Source organism: Arthrobacter sp. HLT1-20 (genome assembly GCF_054510895.1).
Genome location: NZ_JBTNDR010000010.1, coordinates 76911 through 95672, shown reverse-complemented (window position 1 = coordinate 95672; position 18762 = coordinate 76911). Strand labels below are relative to the sequence as shown.

The following is an 18762-nucleotide window of genomic DNA, read 5'->3' as shown; positions in this document are numbered from 1 at the left end:
AGTCCCTTGCGGGGCAACAGTGCCCCGCGGAGCAACAGCCTCCTGTGGAGCAACACCGGCCGGCCCCGGCGCCGACCGCCCTCCGCCGGCGAGCAACCCCCGCCTCAGCGCAGCTCGTGCGCTTGATGCCTTGGAACGGGGGAATCGCTAAATGGAATGGATTCTCCTAGCAGCAGGATTGCTGCTAATCCTCGGTACCGGCTTCTTCGTAGCCGTTGAATTTTCCCTCGTTGCCCTTGACCAGGCTTCGGTCCAGCGGGCCGTGGACAAGGGCGATAAAGCCGCCCAACCTCTGCTGCGCTGCTTGAAATCGCTCTCCACCCAACTCTCCAGCTGCCAGCTTGGCATCACCCTGACCACCCTGCTGACGGGTTTCCTCATGGAACCCTCGCTCGGGGCCTTGCTCATGACGCCCCTGGGTGCGGTGGGCATTCCCGAAGCCGCCGTGTCAGGCATCGCCTTGGCCCTGGCCATGTTGATCGCCACTCTCTTGTCCATGCTGATTGGCGAGCTGGTGCCCAAGAACATGGCAATCGCCAAGTCCTTTGAAATCGGCAAAGCTGTGGCCCGCCCGCAGCTGGTGTTTACAGCCATTTTCAAGCCGGCCATTGTGGTGTTGAACGGTTTTTCCAACAAGGTGCTGAACCTCTTTGGCATGGAAGCCAAGGAAGAGATTTCCGGCGCCCGGTCACCGGCCGAGCTGGCCTCCCTGGTGCGCCGCTCGGCGGCCATGGGTACCCTGGATGCGGGCACGGCAACTTTTGTGGCGCGCACCCTGAGCTTCTCCGAGCGCACGGCCGCCGACGTCATGACGCCGCGCATGCAGGTTGAAACGGTTGAAAGCACCCAGTCGGTGGCGGCAGTGGTGGACGTTGCCCGGCGCACCGGTTTTTCCCGCTTTCCCGTCATTGGAGAATCCCCAGACCATATTTTGGGTGTTGTCCACCTGAAGAAGGCCGTGGCTGTGCCGTTCCACAAGCGCCCCTCCATTGAGGTGGGCGCCATCATGACGGATGTGCTTTTTGTGCCCGAGACTGTCCACCTGGACGCACTGATACTTGAACTGCGTGAAGGCAATCTGCAGATGGCTGTTGTCCAGGACGAATACGGCGGCACGGCCGGCGTCACCACCCTAGAAGACCTGGTGGAGGAAATAGTTGGCGAGGTCTCCGATGAGCACGACAGGGTCAAGCCCGGCATCTTGCTGGCGGCCGATGGCACCTGGTTCTTCCCGGGCCTGATGCGCCCCGACGAGGTCAGCGAACGCATTGGCCCGCTCAATGTTCCCGACGAGGCCGGCTATGAGACAGCGGCCGGATTCATGATGGCCGAGCTTGGCCGAATTGCAGTAGTGGGGGACACGGTGGCCGTGGAAGGCGGATTGTTGGTTGTGGACAGAATGGAACGACGCCGGATAGAACGGATCCGCTTCATCCCGGCACCTTCCGGCGGCGGCACCGAAACAGACGCCAGCACTGCGGCCGGTGATTCCCGATGAGCCCCTGGGCCGGAATTGCCTGGCTGGTGGTGCTGCTGGCTGGCAACGCGTTCTTTGTTGCCGCCGAGTTTGCCATCATGACAGCCCGTCGCAGCCAGATCGAACCCTTGGCCGACGCCGGCTCCAAGCGCGCCAAGATCACTCTCGGCGCCATGGAAAACGTCTCCTTGATGCTTGCCTGTGCACAGCTGGGCATCACTGTTTGTTCACTGCTGATCCTGAATGTCTCGGAACCGGCCATCCACCACCTCCTGGCCGAACCCCTGCACGCACTGGGTGTCCAGGACAATGTGGCTGCTCCGCTGGCTTTTGTTGTGACCCTGGCCCTGGTGACGTTCCTGCATGTGACCTTTGGCGAAATGGTGCCCAAGAACATGAGTGTGTCCGCCGCCGACAAAGCTGCCTTGTTGCTGGCCCCTCCGCTGGTGCTGGTTAGCAAAGTGGTGCGCCCAGTCATTGTGGCGTTGAACTGGGCAGCCAATCACCTTGTGCGCCTCTTTGGGATTGAGCCGGCGGACGAGGTCGCCTCAAGCTTCACCTTGGAGCAGGTGCAGTCCATTCTTGCCGAGTCCACGCGCAGCGGCCTGGTGGATGACCAGACAGGCCTCATTACGGGCGCCCTGGAATTCTCCTCGCAAACGGCACAGGGAATCATGGTTCCGCTGAACCAGCTGGTCACGCTGCCGGCGGACGCCACTCCCGTGGACTTTGAACACGCGGTGGGCAAGACGGGATTCTCCCGGTTTGTGGTGGCTGACTCAACAGGAACACTGCTGGGCTACTTGCACCTGAAGGACATTCTGCGCATTCCCCTGGAACGCTACCAAAAGCCCATTGGTGAGGGGCGCGTGCGCTCCATGGTGAATTTGGCGGCCAATGAGGAAATCGAGGACGTGCTCTCCACCATGCAGCGCACGGGCTCACACATGGCGAGGGTCATTGATGCCAGTGGCCAAACCATGGGTGTCCTGTTCCTTGAGGATGTTATTGAACAGCTCGTGGGCGAGATCCGCGACGCCACCCAAACGCACATCCAGGAACGCCGACGGAGCTGAGTGAACCATCTTGATGCGAACGATTCCTAATATGGGCTATGCTGGACTTATTGGTAATTGTTCTCATTAGTACTCTCAAAGGACCAGCATGTCTCACAGCCGCCGCTCACTTCTGTTCATGGGTGCAACACTGGCCGCCACCCTCACGCTGGCTGCCTGCGGTGGCGGGGAAGAGGCAAGCCAGATCCCGGCCGGCACCGTGTCAGTGGTGGCCTCCACCAATGTCTATGCAGATATTGCCCAAGCCATTGGTGGAGAGCAGGTCAGTGTGCATTCCATCATCAGCAAGGCCGGTGCCGATCCGCACGGCTACGAGGCCAATGCCCAGGACAAGCTGGCAGTATCCAAGGCCCAGATCGGCATTGAAAATGGCGGCGGCTATGACGACTTCTTCGACCAGCTGGCCAAGGGTCAGTTGGAGGCCGGGCAGATCATCAATGTGAGCGAGCTGTCCGGCCTGGACCAGGGCCCGGGCTTCAATGAACATCTCTGGTACTCCCTGCCCGTGATCTCCAAGGTGGTTGACGATCTGGCCACCCGCTTCACCGCAGCCCTGCCTGAGCAGGCATCGGCCTTCGCCGCCCGGGCCACTGAGTACAAGGAAAAACTGCAGGACTTGGACGCCAGACTGGCGCAGCTGAAGGAGACCCACGGCGGCACGGCCGTTGCCATCACGGAACCGGTACCCCTGTACATGCTTGAGCAGGCCGGCCTGGTCAATGAAACTCCCGAAAAGTTCAGCGAAGCCATTGAAAATGGCACGGACGCCGCTGCCTCCACCGTGACGGAGATGAAGGCCCTGCTGACAGGGGGAACCCTTGCCTTCCTGGCCTACAACGAACAAACCCAGAGCCCGCAAACGGAGCAGCTCAAGGCTGACGCCCAGGCGGCCGGACTGCCTGTTGTTGATTTTTCTGAGACACTTCCGGCGGAAACCAGCTACTTGGACTGGATGGTTGGTAATGTTTCTTCCTTGGAACAAGCACTAGCATCCGGTGCGGCCAAGTGAGCCCAGCAGCTCCGGCAGTCATCAGCCTCAACGCGGCCACCTTAAAATTTGGCCAGCGCACCCTCTGGAAAGACCTGAACCTGCAGGTTGCGCCCGGGGAGTTTCTGGCCGTCCTGGGTGCCAACGGCAGTGGCAAAACCAGCTTCCTAAAAATTCTCCTGGGCCTGTCCCCGCTGAGCTCCGGGCAGCTCACCATCAACGGCGCCCCGGCCAAACGCGGCAACCGCGCCATTGGATATGTCCCCCAACAAAAGAACTTTGCCCCCGACACCCCGCTGAGGGCCCGCGACGTGGTGGGGCTGGGCGTTGACGGCGACAAATGGGGATTCCGCCTGCGCGGCAAGTCTTATCACCGGCGCGTGGATGAGTTGCTGGCCCAGGTGGGAGCCAGCAGCTATGGCAAGATCCCCGTGGGAATGCTCTCCGGAGGCGAGCAGCAGAGGTTGCGAATCGCCCAGGCCCTGGCTGCCAAGCCGCAGGTGTTGCTGTGCGATGAGCCCCTGCTGTCCCTTGACTTGAACCACCAGAAGGCGGTGAGCGCCTTGGTGGGCCAACAAGCCAAACAGCACGGGACCGCCGTCGTGTTCGTCACCCACGAAATTAACCCGATCTTAGAACATGTGGACCGGGTGCTGTACCTGGCCGGCGGACGCTTCACACTGGGCACCCCGGCGGAGGTTATGACCACAGAGGTCCTTTCCCGGCTGTACGGTACGCGCGTTGAGGTGCTGCACATCGACGGTCGGCTGGTGGTGGTGGGCCGGCCCGATTCTGTCATTGACGGCCATCTGCCGGACGACAATCACAGCCACGACTCCACGCACGGGCAGGAACCCCTATGAGCTGGGCAGATTTCACCGCAGCCGTCTTTAACTTCTCCAACTACGCCGAGCTGCTGCCGCTGTTCCGCGACACCCTGCTGGCCGGTGCCGTTTTAGGTGTTGTGGGCGGGCTCATTGGCACGTTCGTCATGATGCGGGATTTGGCCTTTGCCGTCCACGGCATTGCCGAATTGTCCTTTGCCGGAGCGGCCTTTGCCCTGTTGATTGGTGCCGATGTGATCTTTGGATCGCTGGTGGGCTCCGTGTTTGCGGCCCTGCTGCTGGGTGTCATGGGGGTACGGGCCCGGGAGAAAAACTCTGTCATTGGCGTCATCATGCCCTTTGGTCTGGGCCTGGGCATCTTGTTCCTGTCCCTCTATGAGGGCCGGTCCTCCAACAAGTTTGGCCTGCTGACCGGGCAGATTGTCTCGGTGGATTCCACCCAGCTCTCCGTCTTGGCGGGAACCGCTCTGGTAGTGGTGGTGGGACTGGCCATCATTTGGCGGCCGCTAACGTTCGCCAGCGCCGACCCGGACATTGCCACAGCCCGCGGTGTTCCCGTGCGGACGCTCTCGCTGGCGTTCATGTTCCTGCTGGGCATAGCCGTGGCACTGTCCATCCAAGTGGTGGGTGCGCTGCTGGTCCTGGCTCTGCTCATCACCCCCGCCGCGGCAGCCCTGCAGGTCACGGCCGCTCCGCGCATGGTGGTGCTGCTCAGCGTGGGCTTTGCCATGACCGCCACGGTGGGCGGCATCATGCTGGCGCTGGGTGGCAGCATCCCCATCAGCCCCTACGTGACAACGCTGTCCTTTGTGATCTACCTGCTGTGCCGCATTGCCGGAGCGTGGCGCCGGCGGCGGGGCTGGTCCGCCCGGCCCAGCGCCCTGGCCGCCTAGAATTCTGTGCTGTTCTGCTGTGAACCCGCCTCGGGTTTGCCGCAGAACAGTGCACACGGGGCTGAATGGTTCTAGCGTTGCACCATGGACTGGTTGAACGCAGGCTGGTTGACCACCGCAGGCTGGTTCGGCACCGCCGACTACGATGTGGCACGGTTTGTGCTCCAGCGCGGCATTGCTGCCGTTTACGTGATCGCGTTTGTTTCAGGCGCCCTGCAATTCCCCGCCCTGTTGGGGGAGCACGGGCTGCTGCCTGTGCCGCGCTACCTGTCCCGCCTGGCCGGAACACCCGGGCCCACCTTGTTCCGCTGGCGGTACTCGGACGCACTCCTGCGCACCGTGGCGTGGACGGGAGCTGTCCTGGCCGCCACAGTGGTGCTGGGCCTGCCCCAGCAAGGCCCGGCGTGGCTGCCCATGCTGGTGTTCCTGGCGCTGTGGCTGCTCTACATGTCCATGGTGAATGTTGGCCAGGTCTTCTATGGTTTTGGCTGGGAAATCCTGCTCCTGGAGGCCGGCTTCCTGGCCGCGTTCCTTGGCTCTGATCAAACCTCGACGCCGGTCATCACCTTGTGGCTGTTCCGCTGGCTGCTGTTCCGGTTGGAGTTTGGCGCCGGCATGATCAAGATGCGCGGCGACAGGGTGTGGCGGGACCTCACAGCCCTGTACTACCACCACGAAACCCAGCCCATGCCCAATCCGCTGAGTTGGTGGTTCCACCACCTGCCCAAACCCCTGCACAAGGTGGAGGTGTTGGGCAATCACGGGGCCCAGCTGGTGATCCCGTTCCTGCTCTTTGCCCCGCAACCGGTGGCTACGTGGGCCGCGGCGGTGGTGCTGGCGACCCAGTTCTGGTTGGTGCTGTCCGGAAACTTCGCCTGGCTCAACACGCTCACCCTGGTGCTCGCGTTCTCGGCCGTGGCCGACCCCGTGCTTGCAGGCCTGCTCCCCGGCGTCCCGGAGCAGGGCGGCACCCCCGTGGCGCTGGGCACCCCGGCCTGGTTCGCCGTCGTCGTTCTGGTAATGGGCCTGCTCATGCTGGTGCTGAGCTGGTGGCCGCTGAAGAACCTGTTCTTACACAACCAGGCCATGAACGCCAGCTTCAACCGCTGGCGGCTGGCCAATGCGTACGGGGCGTTTGGCAGCATCACGCGCGAGCGGTACGAGGTGGTGGTGGAGGGCTGGGACGGGCACAGTTGGCTGGAGTACGGCTTTCGCGGGAAACCGGGGGATCCATCGCGCATGCCGCGGCAGTTTGCGCCCTACCACCTGCGCCTGGATTGGCTCATGTGGTTCCTGGCGCTGGGACAGCCGGGCATGCACTGGTTCATGCCGTTTCTGCACAAACTGCTGGCGGCCGACCCTGCAACGCTGAAGCTGTTGCGCCACGACCCGTTCGGCGGGCGGTCCCCGGAGCAAGTGCGAGCCCGCGTGTTCGCCTACCGGTACACCACGTGGCGGGAATGGCGGCGCAGTGGGGATTGGTGGGTGCGCGAGCCCATGGGCGATCTGGTGCCGCCCATCAGCGGTTTGAGTTAAAGTGTGGAGCACTCCGGGCAGAGGCCGTAAATTTCCACCGTGTGCTGGACCTGGGTGAAACCGTTGGCCTTGGCAATGGAGGCGGCCCAGCTTTCAACGGCCGGTGCCTCAACCTCCACCGTCTTGCCACACTTACGGCACAGCAAATGATGGTGGTGGTTCGTGGCGGAGCAGCGCCGGTACAGTGTCTCGCCCTCGCCATTGCGCAGCGTGTCCACCACACCCTCATCAGCCATGGAGGCCAGGATGCGGTACGTGGTGGCCAGCGAAACCCGGATGTCCTGCTCATGCAGCAGGCGGTGCAGCACCTGCGTGCTGACAAAGTCGTCCAGCGTGTCCAAGGCAGCGTTGATGGCTACGCGTTGTTTGGTGACGCGCTGCTCCTTCACCGGTGCATCGTTCATGGGTGGACTCACTTTCGTAACGGTCTTTGATCCAATAAACCAGCCTAGCGCACCCACCCGGGAACTTGCTCTGCTCGGGTCCTTGAGACAGGCCTTGGGACAGGCCTTGGCGGGGTCGGGTCCGGGGCATAGGCTGGCACCATGTTGCTGACAAAATTCACCCACGCCTGTGTCCGCCTGGCGCAGGATGACCGCGTGCTGGTGCTGGATCCGGGGATCTTCTCCGAATCCGCTGTGGCACTTGCCGGGGCCAGCGCCGTCCTGATCACCCACGAACACCCCGACCACTACGACCTCGCGGCGCTGCTGACGGCGCTGGCCGAGTCCCCGCGGCTGAGCATTCATGCCCCTGCCGGCGTGGCCCAGGACCTGCGGACCCAGGCACCGGATCATGCCGGGCAGATTTTTGTTGCGGCAGCCGGGGAAACCTTCACCGTGGCCGGCTTTGCCGTGCAGTGCTTTGGCGGCCAGCATGCCGTGATCCACCCGTCCATGCCCACTGTGGCCAATGTTGGCTACCTGATAGACGACGCCGTCTACCACCCGGGCGACTCCCTGATAGTTCCACACGGGGTCACCGTGGGCACACTGCTGGTTCCCATCCACGCGCCCTGGTCGAAAGTGTCGGAGGTGGTGGATTTTGTGGTCTCCGTGCGCGCCCCGCAGGCATTCCAAATCCACGACGCACTGCTCAGCGAGAAAGGACTGGCGTTCACGGAGTCGCACGTGGCCCGGATCGGTGCCCTCCACGGCGTGACGTTCGGCCACCTGACCCCGGGGCAGTCGGTGGAATTTTAGGGGGTCCACGCTGACTCTCGCTGCTGACGGCGTGCTAAACCGGCGAGGGAGCATGAAATTTCACCCGCCCTCGCAAGCTTGGCACGCCCTCGGCCCCTCGGCCCTGCGGGTCTAGCCGTTCCAGGTTCCGCTGGCGAAGAAGTCCTCAATGACCCGCAGGTGCGGGGCCGGTTCCAGCCCCTTCTCAGCCAGCCACGCAGGGTTGTTGTAGCTGCCCGCATACCGTTCGCCGCCGTCGCACATCAACGTGACAATGCTGCCGGAAACGCCCTGGGCAACCATCTGGGCCACCAGCTGCCACACCCCCCAGAGGCTGGTGCCCGTGGACGGCCCGGCGTGCAGGCCCGTGAGAGAGGCAAAGTGACTCATGGCCGCCACGGAGGCGGCGTCCGGGATCTCCAGCATGGAATCGATGACGCCGGGAACAAAGCTGGGCTCCACGCGGGGCCGGCCGATGCCTTCGATCCGTGAGGACCTGCCCGTGACGGTGCCCAGGTCGCCGTTCTTCCAGGCCGGGTAGAACGCAGAACCCTCCGGGTCCACCACCGCCAGCTGCGTGGCGTGGCCGTGGTAGCGGATGTACCGGCCAATGGTGGCCGAGGTGCCACCCGTGCCGGCGCCCACCACCACCCAGGCAGGTTCGGGGAACCGCTCATGGGCCAGCTGGCTGAAAATGGATTCGGCAATGTTGTTGTTGCCGCGCCAATCCGTGGCCCGCTCGGCGTAGGTGAACTGGTCCATGTAGTGGCCGTTGCATTCGGCGGCAATGGCAGCCGCAGCCGAGTACACCTCGTCGGCCTGGTCCACCAGGTGGCAGCGGCCGCCAAACTGTTCAATGAGCGCAATTTTCTCGGGGCTGGTGGTGCGGGTCATGACGGCCACAAAGTCCAGGCCCAACAGCTGGGCAAAGTACGCCTCGGAGACCGCCGTGCTGCCGGAACTGGCCTCCACAATGGTGGTGCCCTCATGGATCCAGCCGTTGACAAGGCCAAACAGGAAAAGGGAGCGGGCCAGCCGGTGCTTCAGGCTGCCCGTCCGGTGGCAGGACTCGTCCTTCACATACAGGTCAACGCCCCACTGCTCGGGAAGCTCAATCTTGTACAGGTGGGTGTCTGCCGAGCGGTTATTTTCGGCCTGGACCTTGCCAATGGCGTTGCGGGTCCAGGACCAGGAGGCTTGTGCTGTGTTCATGCAATTGAGCGTAGCGCAGTACATTTGGTGGTGGATCACCCAATCCCCAAGGAGCCGCCATGTCCGTTTTGATGAATGCCGCCACCCTCAACGAGCGCCTGAATGCCGGGACGCGCACAGTGCTGCTGGACGTGCGTTGGGCGCTGGGCGATCCCCTTGGCCATGAGCACTACCTTGCCGGGCACATTCCCGGGGCTGTGTACGTTGACATGGACTCGGAACTTGCTTCCCACGGGTCACCGCAGGACGGCCGGCATCCGCTCCCCGCGGAGGCCGATTTTGCCCACACCGTCCGCCGCTGGGGCATCAATGCTGCGGACACCGTGGTGGTCTATGACGACGCCGGCTCGGCCGCCGCTGCCCGCGCCTGGTGGCTGCTGGGCTATGCGGGCCTGGCGAACATTTACCTGCTCGACGGCGGACTGGCCGCCTGGCGAGCAGCCCAGCTGCCGTTCGCCCACGGTGAGGAGTCAGCGCAGCCAGGGGACGCCGTCGTACGGTATGGGGCAAAGCCGACCATCGATGGCGATGGGGCCGCGGCGTGGGGCGGGATTCTGCTGGATGCGCGGGCGGGGGAGCGGTACCGGGGCGAGGCGGAGCCCATCGATCCGCGCGCGGGGCACATTCCCGGGGCCCTCAGCGCTCCCACCACGGAGAACTTGGCTGCGGACAAGACGTTTTTGCCGGCGGATCAGTTGCGGGCGCGGTTTGCCGCACTGGGTGTGGCGGAGGGTGCTCCCGTGGCCGTCTACTGCGGTTCCGGCGTGACGGCTGCGCACCAGATTGCAGCGTTGGAGATTGCCGGGTTCACGGCGGCGCTGTATCCGGGATCGTGGTCGGCGTGGTCGAATCAGGCCGGGCGCCCGGTTGAGACTGGCGCTAACGGCGATAGGGTTGAAGCATGACCCAAGTAAAGGCCTATGCGGCCGTCTCTGCCACATCCGGACTCAAGCCCAGCACCATCGAACGCCGCGAACCTGGCGCGCACGACGTCGAGATCGCCATTGAATTCTGCGGGCTGTGCCACTCAGATGTGCACACCATCCGCTCCGAGTGGGGGCCGGCCAAGTACCCGCTGGTGCCGGGCCACGAGATTGTGGGCATTGTCAGCAACGTGGGCGACTCCGTGGAGGGCTTCACTGTGGGCCAACGCGTGGGTGTTGGCTGCATGGTTGACTCCTGCCGTGAGTGCGACTCGTGCCTTGAGGGCTTTGAGCAGTACTGCGAGGTGGGCAATGTGGGCACCTATGGCGTGGCGGATCCCCGCAACGGTGGCGGTATCACGCAGGGCGGGTACGCCCAAGCCATCGTGGTGGATGAAAACTATGTGGTGCACATTCCCGAGGGCATGGACCCGGCCGCGGCCGCTCCCTTGCTGTGTGCGGGCGTCACCACCTACTCACCGTTGGCGTACCTCGACGTGCAGGAAGGCGACAAAGTGGGTGTGATCGGCCTGGGCGGGCTGGGCCACATGGGTGTCAAGATCGCCAAGGCGCTCGGGGCAACCGTCACAGTTTTCACCACCTCACCGGCCAAGGCTGTTGCCGCTGCTGAGCTGGGTGCTGACTTTGTTGTGGTTTCCAGCGATCCGGAGCAGATGGCCGCGGCAAAGCAGAGCTTGAACGCCATCCTGGACACCGTTGCCGCCGTGCATGACATCAACCCGTACCTGCGCACCCTGGCGCGCGACGGCGCCCTGATCCAGTTGGGCCTGCCGTCGGAGAAGATGCCTCCCGTTGATCCGGGCCTGTTGATCCGCAAGCGCTTGGCCTACGGCGGCTCACTCATTGGTGGCATTGCCGAGACCCAGGAAATGCTTGATTTCTGTGCCGAGCACGGCATTGTCTCCGACATTGAAATCGTATCCGCACAGGATCTCGATGCCGCCTATGACCGCATGGTGGTGGGCGACGTCAAATACCGTTTTGTGTTGGACGCCGCCACCCTGTAACCACTGTTCGTTTTCGTTTTCGTTTTCGTTTGAGGGAGAAATTCTTGAGCACCTTGTTCAGCAAAATTATCAACGGTGACATCCCCGGCCGGTTCATCTGGCAGGATGACGATTGCGTAGCCTTTTTGACCATTGGTCCCCTGACCGACGGGCACGCCCTGGTGGTGCCGCGCCGTGAAGTGGACAAATGGACCGACGCCCCGCCGGAACTCATGGGCAAGTTGATGGGTGTTGCCCAAACCATCGGCCAGGCCCAGGTGGCTGCCTTCGGTGCGCCGCGGGCCGGTGTCATCATTGCCGGTTTCGAGGTGGAACACCTGCACATCCACGTGTTCCCGGCCTACGGTCTGGGCAACTTCAGCTTCGCCGCCGTGGACAACAACCCGGATCCGCAGGTCATGGACGCCAGTGCCGAAAAGCTCCGCGCCGCCCTGCGCAGCTCCGGACACGGGGAGTTTGTGCCGGAGTCCTGACCCGCCCCACCTCCCCAACTAGGACGCACTTGTAGCTAAAAACCGCCACGTTTCTAGCAACAAGTGCGTCACAGTTGGGGGCGCTAGGCCATCGCCTTCGCCAGGGCCACGCGGATCCGCTTTTCTGAGACCGAATACGCCGTCCCCAGCTCCACGGCGAACAAGCTGACCCGCAGTTCCTCGATCATCCAACGCACGTGTTCCAGCGCCGCCGTTGAGCGTTGCCCGGGCACCAAAGCCGCCACGGCGTCGTCGTACTCGTCTTCCAAACGCTGCACGGCCGCCATGGCCTGGGCGTCGCGGGCCACATTAGAGGGCAGTTTTTCCAACCGCTTCTCAATGGCCGCCAGATACCGCGGCAGCTGGCTGAGCTGGGCAAAGCCCGTCTTCGCCACGAAGCCCGGATAGACCAGCAACTCCAGCTGCTGCTTGATGTCGTTCAGCGCGCTGATCAACGGCAGGCTGGTGGTCTCGCGCAGCTTCTTTTGGATGCGCATATTCGAGGCCAGCACCCGCTCCACGATGGCCGTGACACTGAAAACCGTGTCAATCAATTCCGCCCGCACGACCTCATAGAGGGCGTCGAAGTCCTGCTGGTTCCATGGCAGTGCAGCAGGGGTGAGCTTGTCGATCGTGGCCAGGGTGCAGTCGGCGATTAGCTCCGTGACGCTGCCGTGCGGGTTCTGGCTGAATGTCAGCTTTTCCGTGTTGCTCAGGTGGTCCAGCACATACCTGTCGGGGGAGGGCACGCGCAGGGCCAGGAGCCGGATGACGCCGCCGCGCATGGCAGCCTCCTGCACGTCCTGGCGCTGGAACACGCGGATTCCGGCCGTGCTGCCCTCATCCACCAGGGCCGGGTAGCCTGTGACAGTGTGGCCAGCCACGAGGCGCTTGACCTCGCGGGGCAGCGTGCCCACATCCCAGGACGTCAGGCCGGAGCGTTCCTGGATGCCTGAGGTGCCATTTCCAGAGGACGACGCCGGGCGCGAAGCCGCCGCTGTTGGCGCACCGGCCGCCGGGGCGCCCTTGGTGTTCTTTCCGGCAGACGCACCGAGCGGTGCCCGGCCCGCCTGGGTGGTCTTGGGCGTGGCGCCCAGGGACTCGGCAATGGCGCGGCGGGTGGCGCCGGCCAGCTGCTCCTGGAGCTTCGCCAGGTCCTTGCTCTCCTCCAAAATACGGCCGTTTTTGTCCACCACGGAGAACGTCATGCGCAGGTGCGTGGGTACCGCATCCCAGTTCCAGGAGCCGGGCGGGATCACATGGCCCTTGAGCCGGCGCAGGGCCAGTTCTAGGGACGGTTCCAGGGCATCTACCGACGGGTCAAAGTCCGCAGCCAGCGCAGCCGCGGCCTGCCGGGCAACGTCGGGTGCGGGGATGAAGTTTTTCCGGATGGCCTTGGGCAGCGACTTGATCAAGGCCGTCACCAACTCAGCACGCAAGCCCGGAATCTGCCACCGGAACGGGGCCTCCTGCAGCTGGTTCAGGAACAACAGCGGCACCTGCACCGTCACGCCGTCGGACGGGTTCGGGGCAGCACCGGGCGCCGTGGGATGGAACTCGTAGCTCAGCGGCAGCTCAAACTCGCCCTGCGTCCACGTCTTGGGGAACGCAGCCTCATCGAGGGCCGGTTCCTCCGCCATGACAACGTTGGCGTCAAAGTCCAGCAGGGACGGGTTCGTATGCCGGGCGTCTTTCCACCACTTGTCGAAGTGCCGCTCCGAGACAACGTCCGGGCCCACGCGCTCGTCGTAAAACTCGAAGAGCGTCTCGTCGTCCACGCGCAGATCGCGGCGGCGCATGCGGGTTTCCATTTCCTCAACCTCGGCCAGCAGGGCCTGGTTGCGGTGGAAGAATTTGTGGTTGGTGTGCCAGTCGCCCTCCACCAGGGCATGCCTGATGAACATCTCGCGGCTGAGCTCGGGATCGATGGGCCCGTAGTGGACGCGGCGGTCCGGGACGATGGGCACTCCGTACAGGGTGACCTTCTCGTGCGCCATGACGGAGCCCATTTTCTTGGACCAGTGCGGCTCGCTGTACGTGCGCTTGACCAGGTCAGGGGCAACCTGCTCGGCCCACAACGGGTCGAACTTGGCTGCCACGCGGGCCCACAGCCGCGACGTCTCAACCAGTTCGGCGGCCATGACCCAGTCGGGCGACTTCTTGAACAACGCCGAGCCCGGGAACACCATGAACTTGGTGCCGCGGGCGCCGGCGTACTCGCGCTTGCGCTGGTCGTACAGGCCAATGTGGCTCAGCAGGCCCGTCAGCAGGCTCATGTGGATGGCGTTGTGGTTGCCCACAGGGTCCACGGTGCTGCCGGAAACCTTGATGTCCAGCGACTTGCCCATCTGCTTGAGCTGGGCAAACAGGTCCTGCCATTCACGCACGCGAAGGTAGTTGATGAACTCGGCCTTGCACAGGCGCCGGAATGCGCTGGAGGACAGCTCCTCCTGCTTGTCCTTGATGTACCGCCACAGGTTCAGGAAGCCGGTGAAGTCGGAGTGCTCGTCCGCAAAGCGCTTATGCTTTTCCGCGGCGAGCTGCTGTTTGTCGGTGGGTCGTTCGCGCGGATCCTGAATGGTGAGCGCCGCGGCCAGCACCATGACCTCGGCAGCCACGCCGCGCTTGGCGGCTTCCACGATCATCCGGCCCAGCCGCGGATCCACCGGCAGTTGGGAGAGTTGGCGTCCGACGCCGGTGATCCCGCCTTGGGCGGTCACCGCGCCCAGCTCGCGCAGGAGTGTCACGCCGTCGGTGATGGCCCTGGAGTCCGGCGGCTGGACGAACGGGAACTTCTCCACGTCCTTGGGCCCCTTGGCAACGCCCATGGCCGTCATCTGCAGGATGACGGCGGCCAGGTTGGTGCGCAGTATTTCCGGGTCGGTGAATTCGCTCCGGTCGTTGAAGTCCTCCTCTGAGTAGAGGCGGATGCAGATGCCGTCGGAGACACGGCCGCAACGGCCCGAGCGCTGATTCGCGCTGGCCTGGGACACCCGCTCAATGGGCAGGCGCTGCACCTTGGTCCGGTGCGAATAACGCGAGATGCGTGCGGTGCCGGGGTCAATGACGTACTTGATGCCGGGCACCGTCAGCGAGGTCTCGGCAACGTTGGTGGCCAGCACAATGCGCTTTCGGTTTCCCGGTGTGAAGACGGCATGTTGTTCGGCTAGGGAGAGCCGGGCGTACAGGGGCAGGATCTGGACGTCACGCAGGCGCGGATTCGTCTTGGCCCGGCCGGCCAACGCGTCCGCGGCGTCGCGAATTTCGCGCTCGCCGGAGAAGAAGATCAAGATGTCCCCGGGGGCTTCCTTGGACAGTTCATCCACGGCGTCGCACACGGCGTCCAGCGGGTCTCGGTCCTCTTCACTGTTGCCGCCGTCAAGGCGACGGTCGGTGGACGAGCCAAGTTCGTCGTCGTCCTCGGTGGGTCCGCTCAGGGGGCGGTAGCGGATCTCCACGGGGAAGGTGCGTCCGGAGACCTCCACGATGGGGGCCGGGCCCTCGGGGGAGGCGAAGTGGTTGGCGAAGCGCCCCGGATCGATGGTGGCCGAGGTGATGATGACCTTCAAATCCGGGCGCTGGGGCAGGATTTGGCGCAGGTAGCCCAGGATGAAGTCGATGTTCAGGGAGCGCTCGTGCGCCTCGTCGATGATGATGACCGAGTACTTGCGCAGGAGGCGGTCGCGCTGGATTTCCGCCAGCAGAATGCCGTCGGTCATGAGCTTGATCTTGGTCTGCGGGCCAACGTGGCCGGTGAAGCGGACCTGGAAGCCCACCTCTTGCCCGATTTCCACGCCGAGTTCGCTGGCGATGCGCTCTGCCACTGTGCGCGCGGCCAAGCGGCGCGGCTGAGTGTGGCCGATCAGGCCTTTCTCGGCCAGGCCCAGTTCCACACACATCTTGGGGATCTGCGTGGTCTTTCCTGAGCCTGTTTCGCCGGCGATGATGGTGACCTGGTTGGCGGCGATGGCTGCCATGAGGTCCTCGCGGCGCTCCGAGACGGGGAGCGCGGGCGGGTACGTGATAGTCAAAGTCATGGTGCCACCCAGTTTATGCGGTTATTGGCGTCTCGGCTTCGTGGCGCGCTGCCGCGCGGATTGTCAGCGCACCCTTGGCTGCCAGCACCAGCAGTACGACGCCGGCCAGGGCCAGTGCCGCCCCACCGGCAGTGCCGGCGATGCCCCAGCTGGGAGACGCAGATTTTGCCGCTGCTGCGTCCAGCGACAGCGATGCCACGATGACTGCGGTGCCGAAATAGGCAAGGAGTGCCCCGCTGGCGAAGTTGAGCAGGTTCCGGGCAGAGAGTTCGCGCCACCGACGGTCGGCTGAAGACATGCGTGGATCTGCCAGGGCGAGCGTGGTGTTCAGTCGGCGCAGGGCAAGAACGGCGGAACCACCCAAGGTCACGGACACGAGGAGGAGGGGCACGCCGTCGTTCCTCCCGGCGGTCAGTGCTGGCACGAGCCCCATGGTGGTGACGAACGCTGTGAAGGCAGCCAGACTTGCAGCGGGCACAATGAAGGCGCGCCTGGGCAGCAGCGGGGAGGTGGCGTTGCCCGCCGGGATCTTGGCGGCTGGCAGGGCCGAGAACAGAAGCAGCCCACCGCTGGCAGAAAGCCCTGTCGTAACGGCAACTGGCAGACCTTCCTGGCCGGACAGGCCGATGGAGAGCCTGAAAAGTGTGGCAAACATGACCACTGCGAAGGCAATTGCCGCCACTGTGCGCCATTGGGCCTTGTTCATTGCCTTGTCCAGTTCGGCGGACGTGGCATGGACCGGCAATTTGCCGGCGCCGATGGCACGCGGTGCCTTCTTTCTTTCGATCCATGATGCGGCGGAAGTAACGGCCCAGGCCAGGGCGGCAAGAATCGCCAGCGCGGCAATCAATTTGGTCATGGGGGAAAGTCTTTCATGGATCACGCGGGAGCTGGCCTTGTCACTTCCATGTGGCTCGAGTGGGTCATGGTTGGACACCTTCGTGGCGTTTTTCCGGATTGATTCCTCCACAGGCATCGCCGGGGGTTCGGTCGTCCACAGATTTCTCCTTGAGGCTTGGCAGGGCTGCCGAAATGTCAGACCCTAGTAATAGAATCTATATATAGGAAGTAAAGATTTGATCCGTATAAATATATGAAGACGGATCCATAATCTAGCCACGGAAAGTGCCTTGGTTCTCCGAACCGGGGCCCGACTGAACCGGGGCCGGACCGGCAAGGCGGTGAGCGGTGTGGCTGTACCCGAATGGCTCGACTCCATGAACGCTGCAAGCCCGGGCGCTCGAGGGGGAATGGGCGCGCTAGTGGGACCTGGCGCTCTGGAGGGATGGGGCTCCGGCAGGGGAGCGAGCCCCGCACTAGGGGTGCACCCGCTTGGTGCGGCCCTTGGACAGGTGAGCGCAAGTCCGCAAAGCCCCGGCGCAGCAGCCACTAATCGGTGTCACGCCATGCTGGCCATGGGTGCCGCAGTGCTGGAATCTTGCGGCAACTTCTTCGACCCCGTGGTCCTCGCGCAGCTGGATGCCGCGCTCGCAGACGAGTTGTCCGGTCAGGAACGAGGCAAGGTTGAGGCCGCCGCAGCCGCTGTAGAGGCGGCCATTGAAGAAGGGCGTTCCGCGGACGCGCTAGCCCATTTGAGCCAACGCGTGGCAACAGCAAGGGCCGCAGCCACCAAAGCGGAGTCCCGGGCTGGCCTGGCGGCAGGAGTTCTCGTGTCTCTGGGCGGGTCAGTAGATCCGGCAGCCCTTGATACCCGCACTGTTGACCAAATGTCGGGCGCTGTTCTGATAGACGTCATTGCTGTTCTGGAGGAAACCAAGAATGCCCTGGCCGCCACCCAAGCCCACGCGCAGGCACTCTTCGTTGCCCAGCAGCGGCTTGAGCAGGCCCGGGCAGGAGTCCCAAGGGAAAGGCTGGGCAGGGGGATCGCCCATCAGCTGGCCCTGGCGCGCCATGAATCTCCCCACCGTGGGCGCCAGCTCTGTGAATTATCTGAAGTGTTGGTGCGGGAAATGCCATACAGTATGAGGGCCTTCTCGCAGGGCCGGATCAGCGAGTACAAGGCCGGGCTCATTGCCAAGGAAACTGTTTTCCTTTCCTTGATGGATCGGGCCCATGTGGACCAGTCCATCTGCGGAGACCCGGACGCCGCAGGGCACATGGGCAACAGGGAATTGAGTGCCACGGCAAGAAAAGCCGCATACTCGCTGGATCCCCAAGCATTTGTGAAGCGCCACGAAAAGGCTGTGGGGGACAGGTACGTCTCGCTCCGTCCGGCTGCCGACGGCATGACCTATTTGACCGCCCTGATACCGCTGAAACAAGGGGTCCACATTCTGACGACCCTCACCAAGGTTGCCGACAGCCTCAGGGCGTCCGGTGACGAACGGGGCAAGGGGCAGATCATGGCGGATGCGCTCATGCACAGGCTGGTCCAGCATGCCCCGTGCAACGACGGCGCCGGAACGCTAGGTGACCATAGGGGTGTGCCGGTGGGAGGTTTCCCGAAGGTGGAGGGCGGTCGACAGCCATCAGCTCCTCTGGCCGGAACCCCCGGCCAGGCATTGTGCACCACGGTGGAGGAGGCCAGCATTTCACTGGAACTGGTCATGACCGACAGGTCGCTTTTCGGCAGTGCCAACGATCCGGCCGTGCTGGTCGGTTACGACCCCATTCCGGCACCCATTGCGCGCAGCATGGTCAGTGGCAGTGGCAGTGGCAGCCCCTCGCCGCAAGTGTGGCTCAAGCGGCTGTTTACCCATCCGGAGACCAATCAACTCCTCGCAATGGACTCTCACGCCAGATTCTTCCCGGAAGGCATGAAGGAGTTCCTGCGACTGCAGGACCAGCGCTGCCAAACACCGTATTGCGATGCACCCATTCGCGAGTATGACCACATCAAGGCATACGCAGCTGGCGGCGCCACATCCATGGATAATGGCCAGGGCCTGTGCTCCGACTGCAACCAGGCCAAGGAGGCTCCGGGCTGGTCGTCCACCCGGTCCGGTGACAACACCGCTGCGGGGGAGGGCCCTCCGGTCACGGAAATCGAAACTCCCACGGGCCACCGATACATCTCCACCGCGCCGCCGCTGCCCGGCCCTCCGGGGCATCGCAGCAAGCATCGGCGGTAGC

The 18762-nt window shown here is 63.8% G+C and carries 15 protein-coding genes; 11 read left to right on the top strand and 4 right to left on the bottom strand.

What is annotated here, in order from left to right; translation table 11 throughout:
- The first annotated feature begins 151 nt into the window (after positions 1 to 151).
- From ACX80Q_RS07805 to ACX80Q_RS07780, 6 genes are all read left to right on the top strand, one after another.
- Entirely contained in the window at positions 152 to 1498 is a 1347-nt protein-coding gene (locus tag ACX80Q_RS07805) for a hemolysin family protein (RefSeq protein WP_459329964.1), read from the top strand.
- The gene (locus ACX80Q_RS07800; RefSeq protein ID WP_459329963.1) at positions 1495 to 2553 is read left to right on the top strand and encodes a hemolysin family protein; all 1059 of its coding nucleotides are present in this window, start codon (positions 1495 to 1497) and stop codon (positions 2551 to 2553) included. Before ACX80Q_RS07805 ends, ACX80Q_RS07800 begins: the two co-directional genes overlap by 4 nt.
- Positions 2554 to 2641: 88 nt before the next feature.
- Entirely contained in the window at positions 2642 to 3562 is a 921-nt protein-coding gene (locus ACX80Q_RS07795) for a metal ABC transporter solute-binding protein, Zn/Mn family (RefSeq protein WP_459329962.1), read from the top strand.
- The gene (locus ACX80Q_RS07790; protein ID WP_459329961.1) at positions 3559 to 4404 is read left to right on the top strand and encodes a metal ABC transporter ATP-binding protein; all 846 of its coding nucleotides are present in this window, start codon (positions 3559 to 3561) and stop codon (positions 4402 to 4404) included. The genes ACX80Q_RS07795 and ACX80Q_RS07790 overlap by 4 nt, the downstream gene beginning before the upstream one ends.
- Entirely contained in the window at positions 4401 to 5279 is an 879-nt protein-coding gene (locus ACX80Q_RS07785; protein WP_459329960.1) for a metal ABC transporter permease, read from the top strand. The genes ACX80Q_RS07790 and ACX80Q_RS07785 overlap by 4 nt, the downstream gene beginning before the upstream one ends.
- A gap of 84 nt (positions 5280 to 5363) precedes the next feature.
- A complete protein-coding gene (locus ACX80Q_RS07780; RefSeq protein ID WP_459329959.1) occupies positions 5364 to 6815 on the top strand; it encodes a lipase maturation factor family protein in 1452 nt (483 codons plus the stop codon).
- On the opposite strand, the gene ACX80Q_RS07775 is transcribed toward ACX80Q_RS07780, so the two are convergent.
- Complete coding sequence (locus ACX80Q_RS07775; RefSeq protein WP_459329958.1) at positions 6812 to 7219, bottom strand: Fur family transcriptional regulator; 408 nt, start codon at positions 7217 to 7219, stop codon at positions 6812 to 6814. The two genes, ACX80Q_RS07780 and ACX80Q_RS07775, sit on opposite strands and share 4 nt — an antisense overlap.
- A 141-nt stretch (positions 7220 to 7360) precedes the next feature.
- Here ACX80Q_RS07775 and ACX80Q_RS07770 point away from each other — a divergent pair, with 141 nt between their 5' ends.
- Positions 7361 to 8017 carry an MBL fold metallo-hydrolase gene (locus ACX80Q_RS07770; protein WP_459329957.1) on the top strand — a complete coding sequence of 219 codons (657 nt, stop codon included), beginning with the start codon at positions 7361 to 7363 and terminating at the stop codon, positions 8015 to 8017.
- Positions 8018 to 8128: 111 nt separating this feature from the next.
- On the opposite strand, the gene ACX80Q_RS07765 is transcribed toward ACX80Q_RS07770, so the two are convergent.
- Positions 8129 to 9208, bottom strand: a complete 1080-nt coding sequence (locus ACX80Q_RS07765; RefSeq protein ID WP_459329956.1) for a PLP-dependent cysteine synthase family protein — start codon at positions 9206 to 9208, stop codon at positions 8129 to 8131.
- A 59-nt stretch (positions 9209 to 9267) separates the two neighbouring features.
- On the opposite strand from ACX80Q_RS07765, the gene ACX80Q_RS07760 reads away from it, so the two are divergent.
- From ACX80Q_RS07760 to ACX80Q_RS07750, 3 genes are read left to right on the top strand one after another with little or no spacing between them, the layout of a single operon-like run.
- Positions 9268 to 10113, top strand: a complete 846-nt coding sequence (locus tag ACX80Q_RS07760) for a sulfurtransferase (RefSeq protein ID WP_459329955.1) — start codon at positions 9268 to 9270, stop codon at positions 10111 to 10113.
- Positions 10110 to 11159 (top strand): NAD(P)-dependent alcohol dehydrogenase, encoded by a 1050-nt coding sequence (locus ACX80Q_RS07755; RefSeq protein WP_459329954.1) that lies wholly within the window; start codon positions 10110 to 10112, stop codon positions 11157 to 11159. Before ACX80Q_RS07760 ends, ACX80Q_RS07755 begins: the two co-directional genes overlap by 4 nt.
- A gap of 44 nt (positions 11160 to 11203) precedes the next feature.
- Positions 11204 to 11632 (top strand): HIT family protein, encoded by a 429-nt coding sequence (locus ACX80Q_RS07750; RefSeq protein WP_459329953.1) that lies wholly within the window; start codon positions 11204 to 11206, stop codon positions 11630 to 11632.
- Between the two features lie 83 nt (positions 11633 to 11715).
- On the opposite strand, the gene hrpA is transcribed toward ACX80Q_RS07750, so the two are convergent.
- Complete coding sequence (hrpA, locus tag ACX80Q_RS07745; protein ID WP_459329952.1) at positions 11716 to 15669, bottom strand: ATP-dependent RNA helicase HrpA; 3954 nt, start codon at positions 15667 to 15669, stop codon at positions 11716 to 11718.
- 13 nt (positions 15670 to 15682) lie between these two features.
- The gene (locus tag ACX80Q_RS07740; protein ID WP_459329951.1) at positions 15683 to 16528 is read right to left on the bottom strand and encodes a hypothetical protein; all 846 of its coding nucleotides are present in this window, start codon (positions 16526 to 16528) and stop codon (positions 15683 to 15685) included.
- Positions 16529 to 17021: 493 nt separating this feature from the next.
- Here ACX80Q_RS07740 and ACX80Q_RS07735 point away from each other — a divergent pair, with 493 nt between their 5' ends.
- Entirely contained in the window at positions 17022 to 18761 is a 1740-nt protein-coding gene (locus ACX80Q_RS07735; RefSeq protein WP_459329950.1) for an HNH endonuclease, read from the top strand.
- The last annotated feature ends 1 nt before the right edge of the window (position 18762 follow it).

Excerpts from the sequence above, each read along its gene's own strand:
- hrpA (WP_459329952.1), bottom strand. The coding sequence starts at position 15,669 with ATGACTTTGACTATCACGTACCCGCCCGCGCTCCCCGTCTCGGAGCGC.
- ACX80Q_RS07755 (WP_459329954.1), top strand. The coding sequence starts at position 10,110 with ATGACCCAAGTAAAGGCCTATGCGGCCGTCTCTGCCACATCCGGACTC.
- ACX80Q_RS07805 (WP_459329964.1), top strand. The coding sequence starts at position 152 with ATGGAATGGATTCTCCTAGCAGCAGGATTGCTGCTAATCCTCGGTACC.
- ACX80Q_RS07775 (WP_459329958.1), bottom strand. The coding sequence starts at position 7,219 with ATGAACGATGCACCGGTGAAGGAGCAGCGCGTCACCAAACAACGCGTA.
- ACX80Q_RS07770 (WP_459329957.1), top strand. The coding sequence starts at position 7,361 with ATGTTGCTGACAAAATTCACCCACGCCTGTGTCCGCCTGGCGCAGGAT.
- ACX80Q_RS07760 (WP_459329955.1), top strand. The coding sequence starts at position 9,268 with ATGTCCGTTTTGATGAATGCCGCCACCCTCAACGAGCGCCTGAATGCC.
- ACX80Q_RS07740 (WP_459329951.1), bottom strand. The coding sequence starts at position 16,528 with ATGACCAAATTGATTGCCGCGCTGGCGATTCTTGCCGCCCTGGCCTGG.
- ACX80Q_RS07765 (WP_459329956.1), bottom strand. The coding sequence starts at position 9,208 with ATGAACACAGCACAAGCCTCCTGGTCCTGGACCCGCAACGCCATTGGC.
- ACX80Q_RS07785 (WP_459329960.1), top strand. The coding sequence starts at position 4,401 with ATGAGCTGGGCAGATTTCACCGCAGCCGTCTTTAACTTCTCCAACTAC.
- ACX80Q_RS07780 (WP_459329959.1), top strand. The coding sequence starts at position 5,364 with ATGGACTGGTTGAACGCAGGCTGGTTGACCACCGCAGGCTGGTTCGGC.
- ACX80Q_RS07800 (WP_459329963.1), top strand. The coding sequence starts at position 1,495 with ATGAGCCCCTGGGCCGGAATTGCCTGGCTGGTGGTGCTGCTGGCTGGC.
- ACX80Q_RS07795 (WP_459329962.1), top strand. The coding sequence starts at position 2,642 with ATGTCTCACAGCCGCCGCTCACTTCTGTTCATGGGTGCAACACTGGCC.